Origin of the sequence: Proteiniclasticum aestuarii (assembly GCF_017368455.1) — a bacterium.
GTDB lineage: Bacteria > Bacillota > Clostridia > Clostridiales > Clostridiaceae > Proteiniclasticum > Proteiniclasticum aestuarii.
Genome location: NZ_JAFNJU010000008.1, coordinates 76,208 through 93,978, shown reverse-complemented (window position 1 = coordinate 93,978; position 17,771 = coordinate 76,208). Strand labels below are relative to the sequence as shown.

Annotated in this window: 18 protein-coding genes; all 18 read left to right on the top strand. The window is 46.6% G+C overall.

Annotated elements, in window-relative coordinates; translation table 11 throughout:
* Positions 1-36 precede the first annotated feature (36 nt).
* The 18 genes from J3A84_RS11030 (at position 37) to J3A84_RS10950 (ending at position 17,271) form a co-directional block, all read left to right on the top strand.
* The gene (locus J3A84_RS11030; protein ID WP_207600089.1) at positions 37-1,794 is read left to right on the top strand and encodes a peptide ABC transporter substrate-binding protein; all 1,758 of its coding nucleotides are present in this window, start codon (positions 37-39) and stop codon (positions 1,792-1,794) included.
* 179 nt (positions 1,795-1,973) lie between these two features.
* Positions 1,974-2,669, top strand: a complete 696-nt coding sequence (locus tag J3A84_RS11025) for a response regulator transcription factor (RefSeq protein ID WP_207600088.1) — start codon at positions 1,974-1,976, stop codon at positions 2,667-2,669.
* Entirely contained in the window at positions 2,666-4,030 is a 1,365-nt protein-coding gene (locus J3A84_RS11020; protein WP_207600087.1) for a sensor histidine kinase, read from the top strand. Before J3A84_RS11025 ends, J3A84_RS11020 begins: the two co-directional genes overlap by 4 nt.
* 153 nt (positions 4,031-4,183) lie before the next feature.
* A complete protein-coding gene (locus J3A84_RS15420; protein ID WP_281069639.1) occupies positions 4,184-4,285 on the top strand; it encodes an LDCC motif putative metal-binding protein in 102 nt (33 codons plus the stop codon).
* Positions 4,286-4,526: 241 nt separating this feature from the next.
* The gene (locus J3A84_RS11015; RefSeq protein ID WP_207600086.1) at positions 4,527-4,703 is read left to right on the top strand and encodes an SHOCT domain-containing protein; all 177 of its coding nucleotides are present in this window, start codon (positions 4,527-4,529) and stop codon (positions 4,701-4,703) included.
* 15 nt (positions 4,704-4,718) lie between these two features.
* Entirely contained in the window at positions 4,719-4,985 is a 267-nt protein-coding gene (locus J3A84_RS11010) for an SHOCT domain-containing protein (protein WP_207600085.1), read from the top strand.
* Positions 4,986-5,008: 23 nt separating this feature from the next.
* Positions 5,009-7,108 carry a copper-translocating P-type ATPase gene (locus tag J3A84_RS11005; RefSeq protein ID WP_242694173.1) on the top strand — a complete coding sequence of 700 codons (2,100 nt, stop codon included), beginning with the start codon at positions 5,009-5,011 and terminating at the stop codon, positions 7,106-7,108.
* Positions 7,109-7,155: 47 nt separating this feature from the next.
* Positions 7,156-8,592: a multicopper oxidase family protein gene (locus J3A84_RS11000; protein ID WP_242694171.1), complete on the top strand. Its 1,437-nt coding sequence runs from the start codon at positions 7,156-7,158 to the stop codon at positions 8,590-8,592.
* A 320-nt stretch (positions 8,593-8,912) separates the two neighbouring features.
* On the top strand, positions 8,913-10,310 hold the full coding sequence (gene atpD / locus J3A84_RS10995; RefSeq protein WP_207600084.1) for a F0F1 ATP synthase subunit beta: 1,398 nt from the start codon (positions 8,913-8,915) through the stop codon (positions 10,308-10,310).
* Positions 10,300-10,677, top strand: coding sequence for a hypothetical protein (locus J3A84_RS10990; RefSeq protein ID WP_207600083.1), 378 nt, complete (start codon positions 10,300-10,302; stop codon positions 10,675-10,677). The genes atpD and J3A84_RS10990 overlap by 11 nt, the downstream gene beginning before the upstream one ends.
* Before the next feature lie 9 nt (positions 10,678-10,686).
* Positions 10,687-10,986: an AtpZ/AtpI family protein gene (locus J3A84_RS10985; protein ID WP_207600082.1), complete on the top strand. Its 300-nt coding sequence runs from the start codon at positions 10,687-10,689 to the stop codon at positions 10,984-10,986.
* Between the two features lie 19 nt (positions 10,987-11,005).
* Positions 11,006-11,284 (top strand): ATP synthase subunit I, encoded by a 279-nt coding sequence (locus J3A84_RS10980; RefSeq protein WP_207600081.1) that lies wholly within the window; start codon positions 11,006-11,008, stop codon positions 11,282-11,284.
* 4 nt (positions 11,285-11,288) lie between these two features.
* Positions 11,289-11,978, top strand: a complete 690-nt coding sequence (locus tag J3A84_RS10975; protein ID WP_207600080.1) for a F0F1 ATP synthase subunit A — start codon at positions 11,289-11,291, stop codon at positions 11,976-11,978.
* 18 nt (positions 11,979-11,996) lie between these two features.
* Entirely contained in the window at positions 11,997-12,263 is a 267-nt protein-coding gene (locus J3A84_RS10970; RefSeq protein ID WP_207600079.1) for a F0F1 ATP synthase subunit C, read from the top strand.
* A gap of 4 nt (positions 12,264-12,267) precedes the next feature.
* Positions 12,268-13,047, top strand: coding sequence for a F0F1 ATP synthase subunit B family protein (locus J3A84_RS10965; protein ID WP_207600078.1), 780 nt, complete (start codon positions 12,268-12,270; stop codon positions 13,045-13,047).
* A complete protein-coding gene (locus tag J3A84_RS10960; RefSeq protein ID WP_207600077.1) occupies positions 13,037-14,551 on the top strand; it encodes a F0F1 ATP synthase subunit alpha in 1,515 nt (504 codons plus the stop codon). Before J3A84_RS10965 ends, J3A84_RS10960 begins: the two co-directional genes overlap by 11 nt.
* Positions 14,548-15,411, top strand: coding sequence for a F0F1 ATP synthase subunit gamma (locus J3A84_RS10955; RefSeq protein WP_207600076.1), 864 nt, complete (start codon positions 14,548-14,550; stop codon positions 15,409-15,411). The genes J3A84_RS10960 and J3A84_RS10955 overlap by 4 nt, the downstream gene beginning before the upstream one ends.
* Before the next feature lie 453 nt (positions 15,412-15,864).
* Entirely contained in the window at positions 15,865-17,271 is a 1,407-nt protein-coding gene (locus tag J3A84_RS10950) for an MATE family efflux transporter (RefSeq protein WP_207600075.1), read from the top strand.
* Positions 17,272-17,771: the final 500 nt, after the last annotated feature.

Below are 17,771 nucleotides of genomic sequence, written 5' to 3'. Positions count from 1 at the left end.
AGATGACAAGAACAAAGTTAAAAGGAGGAAATTACTATGAAAAAGCTCATTGCACTGTTACTTGCCGCTTTCATGTCCATGTCGGTGCTTGCCGCCTGCAGTAACAATGAAGAGACTCCGGAAGAGCCGACAGAAACACCAACAGAAGAACCTGGTGAAGAAGAGCCTGGAGAAGAAGAACCTGGTGAAGCCAATCCGCTGCCTGAATGGGGAGCCTATGATGAACTGATCCGGGAAATCAAATCCAGCACAGACTTTGTCGCTCGTGAAGCCCTGATGCATGAAGCGGAAGATATGCTCATGGAGACCTTTGCGCTTGTTCCACTCTATTACTACAATGATATTTATCTGCAGAAACCGGAAGTGACAGGTCTTTATGCCAATCCATTCGGCACAAAGTTCTTCATGTATGGTTCCGCACCGGACAACGTACTGAAACTTCAGCTGGCAAGTGAGCCAGATAAGCTGGACCCAGCTCTGAACAGTACCGTAGATGGAGCAACCCTTGCAGCCAATACCTTCATCGGTCTCTATACCTATGATGACAAGGGTGCATTGGCTCCAGCTCTGGCAGAAAGCTACACAGAATCCGAAGATGGACTGACTTATGTGTTCACTCTGAAAGACGGACTCAAGTGGAGTGATGGATCTGAACTGAACGCAAAGGATTTCGAATATGCATGGAAACGTGCAGCGAATCCTGACACAGGTGCAGATTACAGCTACATGTTCAATGCCATTGCCGGATATGACGACAATGATCTTCAGGTCACAGCATCGGAAGATGGAAAGACCCTTACAGTTGTTCTTGCAGCACCTACCGCATACTTCCTGGACCTTGTTGCATTCCCAACCTATCTGCCTCTGAAGCAGAGCGAAGTGGAAGCTCCAGCAGACTATGCCACCAATCCTGGCGCATGGGCACTGGAAGCAGGATTTGTATCCAATGGTGCATACACACTTGAAACATGGAACCATAATGAAAGTATGGTCTATGTGAAGAATCCGAACTTCTACAGAGCGGATGAAGTCACCATCGAAAGACTGGAACTCATGCTCAGTGACGATGATGCAGCCATTTACGCCGCATACAACTCCGGAGACCTTCAGTTCATCGATACAGTTCCTACAGATGAAATCGCATCCTTACTGGATGATCCTGAATTCAATATTGTGGAACAGCTTGGAACCTACTATGTGACATTCAACGTCAAGAGCCCGCTGTTTGAAGGAAAGACTGTAGAACAGGCCAATGCCATGAGAAAAGCCATTGCGCTGCTCATCGACAGAGGGTACATCGCTGAAAACATCGGACAGACAGGACAGGTTCCAGCCAATGCATTCATTCCAGCAGGAATGATGGATGGGCATGGTGGCGTTTTCAAGGAAAACGATGCGGATTACACCTATCCTGATGAAGAAAGCGTAGGATATTTCGATCCAGTCTACTCCAACGCTAGTGTGGAAGAAGCCATTATGCTGCTTGAAGAAGCAGGATTCACCATGACAGCGGATGGAATGCTGGATGCATCCAATCCGATCAGCTTTGAATATGTGACCAATGAATCATCAGGACATATCGCCGTGGCAGAAGCCATTCAGCAGGACCTTGCTGTGGTGGGAATCGACATGACCATCAAGACGATGGAATGGAGTGTATTCCTGAATGAAAGAAAAGCAGGAAACTTCGACGTAGCCAGAAACGGATGGATCGCTGACTTTAATGACCCAATCAACATGCTTGAGATGTGGACATCAGATTCAGGTAACAACGACGCACAGTTCGGTAAATAACGCTGTAAACAACACTTCTTGAATAAATGGAAAAGGAAAGGCCGGCTGATTGCAGCTGGCCTTTTCTATATGGAGAAGTCCCATCCCCAGGTTCAGTTCCAGCTGAGAATTATGTTTGAAGTGTATGAAGATTTACGCTATGCTCATTTTAAGAAGTCTCATGAAATGGAGGAGCGCATATGCCTGAAAAAATACTCATAATAGATGATGAACATAATCTCCTGGATGTGGTAAGTGACTATCTTAGAAAAAACAGCTTTGAGGTCTATGTGGCGGATCGTGGTTTAAAAGCACTGGAAATGTTTCATGAAATCGAACCTGATTTTCTTATATTGGATCTTAATCTCCCGGACATGTCAGGGGAAGAAATCTGCAGAGAAATTCGAAAGATTTCCGATGTGCCGATTCTCATGCTCACAGCCAAAACATCAGAAGATGACAAAATAACGGGCTTCAGCCTCGGAGCAGATGATTATCTCACCAAACCATTCAGTCCAAGAGAACTGGTGGTAAGAGTCAATGCCATCATCCGGAGAGCAAAAAGCAAAGGAAACCTTTCTGAAATCTATTCCTTCAGAAATGAGGACCTCGTCCTTGATAACAGCAGAAGAATCGTAAGAAAGAGAGGAGAGGAGATTAGTCTTACCCCCAATGAGTATAAAATTCTCCACACTCTGGTTCAGTATCCGGATCAGGTATTCACAAGATCTAGAATTGTCAGTGTGGCTCTGGGGTTTGATTTTGAAGGGTATGACCGAACCATAGATACACACATCAAGAACATCAGACATAAAATCGAAGATGATATGAAAAATCCTACCTATATTCTGACTGTTTACGGTGTGGGGTACAAGTTCATGGGTGATGTGAAATGATGAGAATAGGAGAGAAACTCGGACGATATTTTTCCCTTGTCTCTTTGTCCTCCGTTCTGCTCATTACCGTACTGTCCAATATCGGCATGAATGTGTTCTTCACGACCTATCTCAGATCCTCTCAGGAATCAGATGACCAGGCCATTGCGGAATACACCAGGGAACTTCTTACTGAAGAAGGCTCTCTGGATGAGCAGGACCTCATGAGCATTGAGCACTATGCATTCACCATGAAAGCTGAAGTGATTCTTGAAAATGAAGAGAAAGAAGTGATTCTAAGCACCCGTGAACCCATTGAGGACATGGGGAACAGCAAAGACACACAGAACTACATGGACCCTGAGAAATTCAGCTATCGGGAGTACACTTATGGAAAAGACAGAACCATGTACATCGGCAGATCCAAGAGTGTTTTTTCTGCATCACCGGATAGAAAGTTTCTTCTGACCATCAATTTCATCTATCTCCTGTCTGCTGTGATTTCACTCATAATCGGTATGCTTTTGAGAAATAGAATCAAAGGGATTTTTCTGCGTCCCATCTATGCCATACAGGACAATGCCAGGCGCATTGAAGAGGGGGAATACCAGCTGGTGGAGAATGTGAATACAGACACGGTGGAGCTCGATGAACTAGCCGGGTCCATCAAGAAGATGGCGCTTCGACTGCAAAATCAGGAAATACTGAGAAGAAGGCTTACTGCAGACATCGCCCATGAGCTGAGAACACCCCTGTCCACGGTAAACAGTCATCTGGAAGCATTCATTGATGGCGTGTGGGAACCGACTCCAGAAAGGCTGGTGCTGCTTCAGGATGAAATCAGAAGACTCACGAGTCTCATCAGGGATCTGGGTGATCTGTCCTATATGGAAAGCGGCGAAATCAGACTCGCGATGAGCAAGGTGAATCTGACCGAACTCATCACAAACATCATGGACGGATTCGAGCCACTCTTTCTTTCCGACGGGAAAATCCTTCTTGATGATCTTGCAAAGGATGTATTCGTCTATGGAGACTCCGATCGCCTGAACCAGGTGCTGGTCAATATCCTATCCAATGCCCTGAAATATACCGATGAGGGGGATTCTGTTGAGGTTGTGCTCAGGGAGAAGAAGAAAACGGCTGAAATCATTATCAAAGATAATGGCATCGGAATTGAGAAGAAAGATATTCCCTATGTTTTCGAAAGATTCTACAGAAGCGATCTCTCGAGAAACCGCAGCACTGGGGGAAAAGGAATCGGGCTGACCATCACCAGGTCCCTGGTGGAAGCGCATCAGGGAACCATAGAGGTGGAAAGTGAGAGCGGAAAGGGAACCACTATGACAATCATTCTGCCGCTCTATACCGCACCAGAGTGATTTGTTCTATATAAGTGATACTGTATGTTATTACAATCTCCTTATTTTCTTCACAATTATGGGCTATCATGAACTTATCAGAGAATGTATCTGAATGAAATGGCTGTAATAGCTTTTTATTTCAGATAGTAAGTAAACGAGGTGATTGTATTGATGAGATGGTGGAAGAATCTGATAGAAAGAATAGCCGAATCCAACAGAAAAGAGTATGGTTCCAAAAGACTGGACTGCTGTGATCTGAATCGGCAGAAATAACAGGAAACGTAAAATGGAATTTCCCTAATAATGCGAAATGTACGGTTCATCATAGGACAGAAAAGCTATCTGCCTTCCTATTGGATGTTCCAGTATTTCGTTGTGGAACATAGCGCATGACCATGAGTAATTTCATAGTTTGAGAAGAAAGGCGGATAGTTCACGTGAACTATTTGTCTTTTTCTGCATAGATCAGTGAATAATTGATGAAGCAAAACTGTATATTCAGGAGGAGAAGAAAATGTTTTTTGGATGGATCTTATTGATTGCGGTGGTGTACCTGCTGGTGAAGGATGACCCTAGAGTGAACTTCACTCAGAAGGATAGCCCTCTGCAGAAGCTCAAGGAAAGATATATCAATGGAGAAATTGATGAGGAGACCTACAACAGGATGAAGTCGGTCATCCATGATAAATAAAGAGAGGTGATTGAAATGATGTTTGGCAGAGGATATTACGACAGAGATAGATTCTTTATGCACAGAGACTTTTATGGCATTACCCTATGGCATGTGCTCATTGCCATCGGTGTGATCCTTCTCATAATTTCCATAGTGCTGCTCATGACTAGAAAAACAGGGCATAATGAAAGGAAAGATACCAATGAGAATCTGAAGCGAATACTGGATGAAAGATATGTCAGAGGAGAAATTACAGAGGAAGAGTACAAAACCAAGAAGAAGTTTTTAGACGAGAACTAGCTGCCTGAACAGGAGTGATAGGAATGAAGGAAGATAAGATGCATAAGAGTATGAACCATGAAGCAGAGAATCACGATGCTCATGGAGAACATGCCGAAAAGGATCATGAAATGAAGAAAAACAGCATGGAGCATAATGAGCACCAGGAACATCAAGGATCAGGTCATGAGGACCACCATGACCATCATGCCATGATGGTGGAGGATTTCAGGAGAAGATTTTTCATCTCTCTTGGGATCATGGTACCGATTCTTGTGCTTTCCCCCATGATTCAGATGTTCCTTGGTGTGGACTGGAGATTCACCGGAGACGCCTATCTTCTGTTTCTCCTTTCATCAGTACTGTATATCTATGGTGGAAAGCCTTTTCTTTCCGGTGCAAGAGATGAGCTGAAGAAGAAGGAACCTGGTATGATGACGCTGATCGCTTTCGCCATAACGGTAGCATATATCTACAGTACTGCTGCAGTCTTCACGAAGATCGGCAGCGATTTCTTCTGGGAACTGGCGACACTCATTGTGATCATGCTCCTGGGACACTGGATTGAAATGAAATCCGTCATGAGAGCATCCAGAGCACTGGATGAACTTCTGAAGCTGATGCCGGAGGAAGCGCATCTTCTGGATGAGCATGGAGAGACTGTGGATGTACCGGTGAAAGAGCTGAAAGAGAAGGATCAGGTGCTGGTGAAACCGGGAGAGAAGATTCCCATCGATGGCATTGTCTATGAAGGCAAGTCTGAAGTGAATGAATCCATGATCACGGGGGAATCGGTTCCGGTGGTGAAGTCCGATGGAGATGAAATCATCGGCGGTTCCATCAATGGAGAGGGAATCCTGAAGTTCAGCGTCAGTCATGTGGGGGATGAGACCTTCCTTTCGCAGGTAATCAAGCTTGTGAAGGAAGCCCAGGAGTCCAGATCCAGAACCCAGAGACTGGCGGATGTCGCAGCTAAATGGCTTTTCTATATCGCTTCCGTTTCAGGTGTAGTGACCTTTACGGTCTGGATGCTTCTTGGAAGAGAAATCAGTTTTGCCATGGAAAGAGCCGTCACGGTGATCATCATATCCTGTCCCCACGCATTGGGGCTGGCAACGCCTCTGGTCACAGCGGTCTCCACCAGCATCGGTGCAAAAAGAGGCCTGCTCATCAGAGACAGAAATGCCTTCGAAAATGCACGCAGACTGGATGCTGTGGTCTTTGACAAGACGGGTACACTGACAGAAGGGGAGTTCGGAGTCACGGACATCAAAGTACAGGAAAGAACGGAAGAGGAAGTCATGAACATCGCTTATACGGTGGAGTCCAATTCGGAGCATCCCATCGCCAGAGGCATTGTCAGAGAAGGAAAGAAGAGAAACCTCTCACTCTCCGATGTGACAGACTATGAGAACATGCCGGGAAAGGGGCTCAAAGCGAAAATGGATGGTAAAGACATCAGAGTTGTGAGCCCTGGCTACATGAGAGAAGAGAAGATCGGCTTTGATGAAGAATATTACGAGCATCTTGCAGAGCAGGGTAAGACTGTGGTGTTTGTGCTGGAAGAGAAGAAACTCATTGGCATCATCGCCCTGTCCGATATGGTGAGAGAGTCAGCCAAAGAAGCGGTGCGAGTTTTGAAATCCATGAATATCGAATCCATCATGCTCACAGGAGATAATCGAAAGGTGGCCTCCTATGTAGGGAAAGAACTGGACATTGATGAAATCTTTTCAGAAGTACTGCCCCACGAGAAGGCGGATAAAATTGATGCACTGATCAGGCAGGGGAAAAAGGTCGCCATGACAGGAGACGGAGTCAATGATGCACCTGCTCTGGCGAAAGCGGATCTTGGTATAGCAGTGGGAGCAGGAACGGATGTGGCCATAGAAACGGCGGATATCATTCTAGTGAAGAACAATCCGCTGGACGTGGTGAACATCATCAGACTTTCCAAGGCGACGTATCGAAAAATGATTCAGAATCTCATCTGGGCCACGGGATACAATGTTATTGCACTACCCCTTGCAGCGGGTGTTCTCATAAACCAGGGCATTGTCATCAGTCCGGCGCTGGGTGCAGTGCTCATGTCTCTAAGTACAGTGATTGTAGCGATCAACGCAAGGTTTCTGAAAATTGACTGATTATCCAATGAAACTGGTAAGGCTTTCTGGAATAGGAGGGATGGAAATTGAAAAACAAATGGACTGCAGGCATCTTCCTGGGTGCACTGCTTATCATAATTGGTATCATAGGGCTCTTCATGAGATCGGGAGAATTTCCGGTGAACGTAGGCAACGGAAATGAAGATGTCGTGGATACCGATACGGGCAGAAAACTTCCTGTCCCTGCTCTCCTGGAAGATCAGAACCCGAATGAGGGTATTTCTGAATTTGAGATCAGTGTGCAGGAAGGAGAAACGGAGTTTATCCCTGGACAGACTACACCAACTCTCGGTTATAACGGAAGTTATCTTGGACCTGTAATCAAGGTCTCGCGGGGAGATGAGGTGCGGATGCATGTACGAAATGAGCTTTCTGATGAAACCTCCGTGCACTGGCATGGACTGGAAGTGGAAGGCACAGCTGACGGAGGTCCTCATCAGGTGATTCCGGAAAAGGATATCTGGGAACCGGTGTTTTCCATAGACCAGCCTGCGGCCACGCTATGGTTTCATCCCCATGTCATCGGAACTACGGCCATTCAGGTCTACTACGGTTTGGCAGGACTTTTCATCGTGGAGGATGAAAACTCGAAATCGCTGAATCTTCCGGATGAATATGGGGTCAATGATATTCCACTGATCATTCAGGACAGAAGTTTCACTGAGGATGGTTCGTTTCTATATTATGACAATATGATGGATGGCGCGTACGGAGACTATATCATGGTCAATGGTGCCATCACTCCCTATCTGGATGTGGACCAGTTGAAGATGAGATTCAGAATCGTCAATGGTGCCAATGCCAGAAACTTTGATCTAAGGCTCAGTGACCGGAGTGAATTCCAGCAGATCGCATCGGACGGGGGCCTTCTGGAAAGTCCTGTGGTAAGTGATTCTCTGTTCATCACACCCGGGGAGAGAGCGGAAATCATCGTGGACTTCTCGGATTATGAGGAGGGAGACGTGCTTGAACTGATCAGTGATGGAGAGCTTGTCATGACATTCAGAGTGGGAGAAGAAGCGGAAGATGTGACGGAGATTCCTGAAAAGCTGGCGGAAATCGAAAGGATGGATCCGGATCTGGTGTCCGGTTTCAAAAGCATCGAACTGGATGGTATGGGCCATATGGTCACCCTGAATGGCCGTCAGTTTGATATGGATCGGATCGATGATGATGTGGCGGAAGGAGAACTTGAAATCTGGGAAATCAGCACATTCCGATCCATGATGATGGGGAGTGCCGGTCATCCCTTCCATATCCACGGTACACAGTTTCAGGTGCTCAGTCGAAACGGAGAGGAGCCTTATCAGAATGAGAAGGGATGGAAAGATACCATCTTCGTGCAGGCGGGAGAAACCGTCAGGATTCTTGTCAGGTTCAGATTCAAAGGGCTCTTTATGTATCACTGTCATATTCTGGAACATGAAGAAGCAGGTATGATGGGACAGCTGGAAGTCTATTGAGAAGTCGCGAAAATTATCAGGATTGAGACGTAAGATCATCCTTATAAAGGAGATCTGTCAGGACGAGGAGGACGGTGTCAGAAATGATGCCGTCTTTCTGATGGAATAGGAATGAAAGCGCTTCTGGCATCACGTATTCTGATACAGACAAGCCGCATTAGACAATCGCATCCTCTTACAGTATACTCTAAATATACAGAATATTCGGCTAATGTTGAAGCGGGTAACATAAGAGCAGGCTGATTGCTCACTCAGCTTGTCTTATCGGATGGATCTTAGGTAATGGAATCAGAAGTGCCAGATGCACGGGAGGTGAAAGAATGGAAAATGAGAACTGGGGGCAGATCACGAGAATCAGAGGAAGCATCATCGAGGCATATTTTCCGGATCGTCTGCCGCTTATCAACAATAAACTGACTGCTGGAGAAGATCAGGAAGTGGTATTTGAAGTGAATGCCCAGATCAGTGATAAAAGCGTCATGGCCATCGCACTGACGTCCACTTCCGGTATTTCGAGAGGGGCGTCCATACTGGATGCAGGAAAACCCATCATGGTACCTGTGGGGAAAAAGACGCTGGGGAAGATTTTTGATGTGCTGGGCAATCAGCTGGATGAAGACACCATGACCGGGGAGCTGCCTCTGCGATCCATACATCAGAAGCCCGTGCCCTTTTCCAGGCGCAGCACCAGTGATGAGATCTTCATCACCGGCATCAAAGCCATCGATGTTCTGACGCCTCTGGCCAAGGGGGAAAAAGCCGGGCTTTTCGGTGGTGCGGGGGTCGGGAAATCTGTGCTGATTACGGAGCTCATCCATAACACCGCTTCCTCCTTGGAAGGGTACAGCATTTTCTGCGGCATCGGAGAAAGGTCAAGAGAAGCGGAGGAGCTCTATCGTGAAATCAGAGAAGCGGGTGTGCTGGACCATACCGTGCTTGTATTTGCCCAGATGAATGAGCCTCCCGGTGCAAGGTTCAGGGTAGGCCATGGAGCCTTGACCATGGCGGAGTATTTCCGTGATGTGGAGAGGAAGGATGTGCTGCTTCTCGTTGACAATATCTTCCGCTTCATCCAGGCAGGCTCTGAAGTGTCCGGACTTACGGGAAAGATGCCCTCCAGAGTGGGCTATCAGCCTACACTGGCCACGGAACTTTCGGAGCTGGAGGAAAGAATCTGCAATACCAGAAGCGGATCCATCACTTCCATTCAGGCAGTCTATGTGCCTGCCGATGATTTCACGGATCCATCGGCTACCCACACCTTCCCGCATCTGTCCGCTTCTGTGGTGCTGTCCAGAAAAAGAGCCAGTGAAGGACTCTATCCTGCCATGGACCCTTTAAACTCCACGTCCAGAATGCTGAATCCTGAGATTGTGGGACAGAGGCACTATGACATTGCCCGTGAAATCAAGATGACGCTGTCGGCCTATGAGGATCTCAAGGATGTCATCGCCATGCTGGGAATCAGTGAGCTTTCCAGCAGTGACAGAAATATCGTCTACCGGGCAAGAAGGCTGGAGCGGTTTCTCACGCAGCCTTTCTTCACTACAGAGCAGTTCACGGGAATGAAAGGTAAATTTGTGAAACTGGAGGATGCGCTAAGTGGATGTGAGCGTATACTAAAGGACGAGTTTACGGATTACAGCGAAGAGGAGCTGTATATGATCGGCGCCATAGACGAAGCTGTAAGAAAGAAGGAATCAAGGGATGAGAGTTAGAATCGTTGTACCGGGAAAACTGCTGCTGGATCAGGAAGTGGAAAAAATCACCGCCCCAGGTGCGGAAGGATCCTTTCAGATACTGCCTCGTCATGTCGATGTGGTATGGACTCTTCAGGCAGGCATCCTCATTCTCACAAGGGAAGAGGAGGAAAGGTTTTTCGCCATCCATCAGGGGGTGCTGGTGAAGGAGAAGGCACTGGTTCAGATTTCATCCTACCAGGTGATGGAAAGCACTTCCCTGGAGGAGCTCAAGGAAACGGTGGAGAAGAACTTCAGAAACCTGGATGAAAGAGAGAAGAAACTCAGCAGAATTCTGGATAAGCTGGAAGCGGATACGCTGATCAGACTGGCAGAGCTGGAATAGGAGGAGCAAGTGAAGAAGAAGAGCAGTACACCTGAAGAAAAACTCATGGATAAGATCTCCTCCGATGCGGAAAAAAAGATCGATGCAAGAAAGAAGGGAAAGGAGATCATGTTCGGTCTGGGGATTTTCGGTATCGTGGGCTTCTCCATAGCCATCCCCACGCTATTAGGCATCCTTCTCGGTTCCTATCTGGATGGAAAAACAGAGTCCAGCATATCCTTCACCATGACTTTTCTTTTTCTGGGACTGGTCATAGGCTGCATCAATGCATGGAGATGGGTGAAGGAAACCAGTGAAGGAAAGAAGTAGAAATGATGGAGGTGAAAGGATGATACTTTCGTTTATAGTAGGATCTCTTCTGGGCGCAGTATTCTTTGGCGGACTGTACCTGACGGTGAGAAAGCTCAATTCCGTGAAGTATCCGGCGCTTTTAATGATGCTCAGTCTGATTCTGAGACTGGTGATTCTTGCAGGAGGAATCTATCTCATCATGGATGGAGAAATAAGGAATCTGCTTTCAGCCATGGCGGGCGTGCTCCTGGTGAGATTTGTGATGATCCAGAAACTGGGAAAATCACTTCCCGCTGAAAGCAAGGAAGGAGTGTGAGGTTATGAATATCGATCCCAGTGAAATTGTCTATTTCGAGTGGGGATTCGTGAGAATCACAGCCACTCTGGTTTTCGCCTGGATTACCACAGCAGTGATCGTCACTGGTGCATACTTTCTTACGAGAAATCTCAGTAGTGACGCGAAAATCAGCAGAAAGCAGAATGCGGTGGAAGCCCTTTTCACCATGATCCATGGACAGATCAATGAAATCAGTCAGGGCAGTTCAGGCAGGATTCTTCCCTTTGCAGGAACGCTGTTTCTCTTCATTCTCGCATCTGTTCTGTTGTCACTGATTCCGGGATTTCTGTCGCCGTCGGGATCCCTGAACACCACCATCGCACTGGCACTTTGCGTATTCTTTGCGGTTCCCTTCTATGGTATTTCCAGTCAGGGATTAAAGGGGTATCTCAAGGACTACCTTAAACCAACCTGGATCATGCTGCCCTTCAACATCATCAGCGAGATCTCAAGAGCTGTGTCCATGGCCATCCGTCTTTATGGAAATGTCATGAGCTCATCCATCATTGTGGGTATCCTTGTCACCATCGTGCCGCTGTTGTTTCCTGTAGCGCTTCAGCTTCTGGGTCTACTCACTGGCGTCATACAGGCATATATTTTTGCGGTGCTGGCAGTGGTCTATATATCGGCAGCCATCAGAAACAAGGAAGAAAGTACATCGGAATCGGAATAACAGAAGGAGGAAAAAATTATGGATTCAATGACCATCATCGGAATGACATCCATCATCGTAGCAGGATTCACCATATCCATAGGCTCTATCGCACCGGCGCTGGGGGAAGGCAAAGCGGTTTCTCAGGCACTGGCATCCATGGCGCAGCAGCCGGATGAATCAAACACCATCTCAAGGACCCTTTTCGTTGGCCTGGCGATGATCGAGTCCACTGCCATCTACTGCTTTGTGGTGACCATGATTCTGCTTTTCGCAAATCCTTTCTGGAACCTGGTTGCGGGTTGATGTCATGCAGATCAGTTTATTTGAGATCATAGCTCTGATCATCAACTTTTTTGTTCTCCTTTTTGTGCTGCAGAAGCTTTTCTATAAACCTGTGACGCAAATCATGGAGGAAAGGCAGCAGAAAATCGAGGACAATATCAGAAATGCGGAAAGAAAGAATGAAGAAGCAGAGGCACTCATCAGAACCTACGAAAAGAAAATGAGTGAAATCGAAAGAGAAAAATCGGAAACCATGAGTGAAGCAGTGAAAGAAGCAGAAGAATACAAAAGGAATCTTGTGGAGAAGTATGAAAAGGAAGCGGAAGGGAAGAGATCGGCATTTCTCGCCGATGCAAGAGAAGATCAGGAAGCCATCGGTGCGGAAATCAGAAACTTCATGGTGAAGGGAACTGTTGATATTGCAAGAAACCTTGTGGATAGTTTCAAGAGGGAGGACCTTGAGACCTATCTGTTTGAAGCGCTTCTTGAAAGAATCAGAACCTTTTCGGAAGAAAATCCTGAAGGGACAAGGAACAGAGAAGGTGGAGCCTTCACACTGATCAGTGCGAGTGAGGTGGATGAAAGAAAGAAAGAACAGCTGGAATATGTACTGCAGGAAAACCGATTGGAGAGCAGTTCCCTTGAATTGAGAGAAGATCCTTCTCTTGTGGCTGGCTACATGCTGAAGATGCCTGATTACACCATCTATTCCAGTATCAGCCACTTTGTGGACAAGAAAGAAGAGCAGCTGAAGGAGTTTCTGGAGCAGGTGGTAAGAGACAGGGGTGAGGATTATGACGCTTAGAAAGGAAATAGCCTATCTGGAAAACATGCTGGATCAGATGAAAGAGACACCTCTAGCGGTTGCTGAAGTGGAGGAAAGCGGAACCGTAGCTTCCATTGACAGAGGAATCGCGGTGGTGAAAGGTCTTCGGAATGTGAAAAACCAGGAGCTGGTACAGTTCCCGCAGGGTGTTTTAGGCCTGGCATATAATCTCGACCCTCATGAGCTGGGCGTCATCCTATTAGGTGATTACACAGACATTCGAGCAGGAGACCCGGTCAGGCGTACCTTCAAGGTGGCTTCCATTCCCGTAAGCAGAAAGTTCCTGGGGAGAGTCATCGATCCGCTGGGGAAGGTGCTGGATGGGAAAAAGCCCGTAGAGACCAGCAGGTCTCTGCCCATCGAACGAGAATCTCCGCCCATCATGCATAGAGCACCGGTATCGGAGCCGCTGCAGACAGGCATCAAGGTCATAGATGCCATTGTGCCCATTGGAAGGGGACAGAGAGAACTGATTCTGGGAGACCGGAAGAGCGGAAAAACGTCCATTGCCCTGGACACCATCATCAACCAGAAAGGAAAAGATGTGATCTGTATCTACTGCTCCATCGGACAGCAGATTTCTTCGGTTACAAAGAATCTGGAAGTGCTGAAGAAAAGTGGTGCGCTGGACCATACGGTTTTTCTCGTGGCTTCCTCAGACAGTCCACCAGGGGTTTCCTATATTGCGCCCTATGCCGCCACATCTCTGGCGGAATTCTTCATGGAAGAAGGGGAGGATGTGCTCATTGTCTATGACGACCTGACAAAGCATGCAAGAGCCTACAGGGAACTGTCCATTCTTCTGGAGAGACCTTCCGGTCGTGAAGCCTATCCTGGAGACATCTTCTATATTCACTCCAGGCTGCTGGAGCGTTCCACGCATCTCAAGGAAGTTTATGGCGGAGGCAGCACCACAGCGCTTCCCATCATAGAGACCCAGGCGGAAAACATCTCCGCCTATATTCCGACGAATCTCATTTCCATTACGGATGGCCAGATCTATCTGTCTCCCAAAATCTTTCAGAGTGGGAACATACCAGCGGTCAATGTGGGCACCTCCGTGTCCAGAGTGGGGGGGAAGTCGCAGCTGGCAGCGTATAGAGATATCACAGGTCCTCTTAAACTGAGCTATTCCCAGTTTGAAGAGCTGGAACTCTTCTCCAGTTTCAGTACAGTGTTGGATGACAGCACAAAGCAGCTTCTTGCTCGTGGGGAAAGGATCAGAAAGGTCTTCAATCAGCCGCAGTTTTCACCCATGGAAGTGACCCATCAGATCGGTGTATTCATGGCACTCACCGAAGGGCTCCTGGATGAGGTGCCCCTGGAGGAAATCGGAGACTATGAGAAGCGAATCATGGAAGTCGTAGAAGGTATGGAATCTTTCCGGAATGCCATTCTGGGGAACAGAACAATCGAAGAGGAAATGAAAAAGGAATTTCTAGACGCGGTGAGAGAGGGCATGAGAGAGGGGGAAGACGGATGAAAAATCTGCAGTCTCTCAAAAAGAGCCTGACTTCGACCAGGAATCTGTATACCATCGTAAATACCATGAAGCTTCATGCCACCACAAACATCAATCAGTTTCAGCAGGCGGCGGATGCTTCCATGCAGTATCGTCAGGTGCTGAATAAAGCGCTGACTGTGGTGATGAAAAAGAGAGAAATGCCGGAAGAGGTATTAAGACGCAGCGAAGGAAAGACAATCCATGTGGTGTTCAGTTCGGACCATGGACTATGTGGAAGCTTCAATGAGAGAATCACCGACTATGCGAGGACCAGAATCCCTAAGGATGAAAAAAATCTGCTTCTTATCATAGGGGAACAGGGCTTAAGAAGACTGGAAGAATACGAGGTGGAAGAATTCTTTTCTGTACCGCAGAGTGTGGACGGCATCACCTCCTCGGTTCAGTATCTTCTCTCTGAACTGGATGAGTTGAGAGAAACGGAAAAAGTGAAGGAGATTTATCTTCACTATAATCGGTCTACAGGAAGGCAGGGGTTCAAGGAGCATTCAGAAAAACTGTTCCCCCTTGACCTGAAGAAAATCAGAAAAGAGGATGTGAAATGGAAGTCTGGCGCACAACCTACCTATTATATGTCGGGTGAAAGGCTGCTTTCCGATCTTCTGAAACAGTATTACTTCATCACACTCTTCAGAACCTTCTGCTACTCTCTGGTGACGGAGAATGAAAGTCGTATCGCCTCCATGACTTCAGCGAAAAAGAACATAGAAGAGCGCATGGAAGATCTGGAAATGAGGTACAAGCGTCTCAGACAGGATTCCATTACGGAGGAGATCAGAGACATCACTTCTGGATTCCATGTGCTGAAAAAGAAAGAATGAACGCCTCGTCTGCTATGGGATAGACGAAGCGTTCATTTCTGGGGTCTGTATATATTATGATTAGAAATCATAATTTCGATGGTGACGATGTAGATTATTCAAATCTCAGCATGCGGTTAATCTGCAGAAGCTTCAGGAGCATTCTTCTTAACGGAGTCGATGCCATAGTACCTGTTATCATCATGAATTCATGCAATAGGTTGATTTTGATGGAATTTTCTGTTTATTTTATGATTATAACAGATATAACTTCATGTTTCAACGAGGGAAGACATGCTATCGTGGGATAAGCATGCTGTTTTGTATTCTTTGCGTAAGAATCTGTATATCCGAAAAAGTTTTACTTTGCTGAGGCGTGGTATATTGTTCTATAATAATGAATTTTGCGCAGCCCGATACCGTTTCTGGTATACCCCATCATGAAACGGGGCTGCTAGAGAAGGAAGCGTAGCTATGGCACAGAACCGGTCTGCTGTGAACAGTAAAGACTCAACGAAAACTGAAATGATCTTAGGCGGTTCCATGTATAAAGTGATCTGGATGATCTCCCTGCCGCTGATTCTCAATAATCTCATCATGACTCTGTATAACATGGCGGATGCATTTTTTGTGGGCCAGCTGGGTACCACGGAGTTTGCTGCGGTTTCCTTTGTGAACCCTGTGATGTTTCTTTTCCGGTCCATTGGAATGGGGATCCAGATCGCAGGCACGTCTATACTTGCTCAGCTCATTGGAAGAAACAAGATCAAAGATGCCAAGGAATATGCCTGGCACGTGATGATTTTTACAGTAGGCATGGGTCTACTCATCGGTTTCATCGGCTATTACACTTCTCCCTACATCATACAGTTTATGGGGGGAACCGGCCGATTCGGAGCGCTCTCCAATGATTATCTCCGGTATATATTCCTGGGTGTTCCTTTTCAGATTGTCTTCATGGGTTTCGTTGCCATCATGAATGCCCAGGGGAATACCAGGTCCTCTACATTTGTAAACTCTTTTTCTGCGATCCTGAATATTTTCCTGGACCCGTTCTTCATCTTTGCCACGATTCCGGTTCTGGGACTGCCAGGTCTTGGCATGGGCGTGGCAGGAGCAGCGCTGGCCACTTCAGCGTCTCAGGTGGTTCTGATGGTCATGGGCTTCTTCATCATGAGAAAGACCTCGGAAGAGCTGCCGGTGAGCTTCAGAAACATCCCCTTTGATGGAGAGAAACTGAAGAGAATCATCAGCGTTGGGCTTCCAAGCTCTGCGGGACATTCCGGTGCAGCATTCGGATTCATACTGCTCAATACTTTCATAGCCGGGTATGGCACATCCCTTCTTGCGGCGTTCTCCCTGATCAACCGCATCAACAACATGATCATGATGCCTGCCATGGGCATCGGTATGGGACTCACATCCATCGTGGGACAGAACATGGGCGCCGGTAATCCGGAAAGAGTGAAAGAAGGATTCTGGAAAGCGGTGAAACTGTCTCTTCTCATCAGTGTGGTGGGTACGTTCTTCATCTATATATTCAGGTACAGACTGATCTACTTCTTCACGCCGACAGCGGAGGACCTGATGGTAGCTCAGAGCCTGGAATATCTTACGTATATTTTGCCTACCATTCCCCTCATGGGTCTATTCTCCATATTTCAGGGGCTTTTCCAGGGATCCGGTCATACGAACTACTCCATGTTCATGGCCATCGGCAGACTCTGGCTTGTGAGAATCCCGCTGATTCTTCTCTTCAGCAGCTTCACGGGACTTGGACAGCGTGGTGTCTGGATCGCCATGAATGTATCCAATATTCTGGTGGTTCTCTATGGTTTCTGGATCTACAGATCAGACAGGTGGACCCGAGAGGTTATATGACTCCTCTGGATTCATGCTGCACATATTCATCACTCTTTAGTCTGTCTAATAGGTCTTCAATGGAATGACAACAGATTCCTCTGCAACTGGCAGGGGATTTTTTGTTGAATATAATTTAAACATATATCGACATTTTAGTGAATTAATTCGATTATAATTAAATTTAGTAAGAAATAATGATGTGGATATTGATACAAATATGAATTGTGAGAATGAAGGGCCCATTTTGTTAACTTTTGACGAAGCCCACTGATATGGTTGTGTATGAATCGGATTGTTGATATAATCAGATTGAAATATCAGCTGATTCATGGGGTTGTAATTCTGATTATACTTGTGAAAAAGCTACATTACACAATACTTCATGAGAAATTTTTTGTTCCATTTATTTAATTAAAATAAAATTATATGCAATATCACTCTATCTTCGAGGTGGTGTATGGTCATTCATCGAATAGAGCTTCTCTTGCGAGAAAAGAGTGTTCCGCTATTCATCTGGT

Bases quoted from the DNA above. Each gene is read 5' to 3' on its own strand.
- J3A84_RS10960 (WP_207600077.1), top strand. From the start codon at position 13,037: ATGACGCTTAGAAAGGAAATAGCCTATCTGGAAAACATGCTGGATCAG.
- J3A84_RS10955 (WP_207600076.1), top strand. From the start codon at position 14,548: ATGAAAAATCTGCAGTCTCTCAAAAAGAGCCTGACTTCGACCAGGAAT.
- J3A84_RS10975 (WP_207600080.1), top strand. From the start codon at position 11,289: ATGAATATCGATCCCAGTGAAATTGTCTATTTCGAGTGGGGATTCGTG.
- atpD (WP_207600084.1), top strand. From the start codon at position 8,913: ATGGAAAATGAGAACTGGGGGCAGATCACGAGAATCAGAGGAAGCATC.
- J3A84_RS10950 (WP_207600075.1), top strand. From the start codon at position 15,865: ATGGCACAGAACCGGTCTGCTGTGAACAGTAAAGACTCAACGAAAACT.
- J3A84_RS11030 (WP_207600089.1), top strand. From the start codon at position 37: ATGAAAAAGCTCATTGCACTGTTACTTGCCGCTTTCATGTCCATGTCG.
- J3A84_RS11015 (WP_207600086.1), top strand. From the start codon at position 4,527: ATGTTTTTTGGATGGATCTTATTGATTGCGGTGGTGTACCTGCTGGTG.
- J3A84_RS10970 (WP_207600079.1), top strand. From the start codon at position 11,997: ATGGATTCAATGACCATCATCGGAATGACATCCATCATCGTAGCAGGA.
- J3A84_RS10980 (WP_207600081.1), top strand. From the start codon at position 11,006: ATGATACTTTCGTTTATAGTAGGATCTCTTCTGGGCGCAGTATTCTTT.
- J3A84_RS11025 (WP_207600088.1), top strand. From the start codon at position 1,974: ATGCCTGAAAAAATACTCATAATAGATGATGAACATAATCTCCTGGAT.
- J3A84_RS10965 (WP_207600078.1), top strand. From the start codon at position 12,268: ATGCAGATCAGTTTATTTGAGATCATAGCTCTGATCATCAACTTTTTT.
- J3A84_RS15420 (WP_281069639.1), top strand. From the start codon at position 4,184: ATGAGATGGTGGAAGAATCTGATAGAAAGAATAGCCGAATCCAACAGA.
- J3A84_RS11010 (WP_207600085.1), top strand. From the start codon at position 4,719: ATGATGTTTGGCAGAGGATATTACGACAGAGATAGATTCTTTATGCAC.
- J3A84_RS10990 (WP_207600083.1), top strand. From the start codon at position 10,300: ATGAGAGTTAGAATCGTTGTACCGGGAAAACTGCTGCTGGATCAGGAA.
- J3A84_RS11020 (WP_207600087.1), top strand. From the start codon at position 2,666: ATGATGAGAATAGGAGAGAAACTCGGACGATATTTTTCCCTTGTCTCT.
- J3A84_RS11005 (WP_242694173.1), top strand. From the start codon at position 5,009: ATGAAGGAAGATAAGATGCATAAGAGTATGAACCATGAAGCAGAGAAT.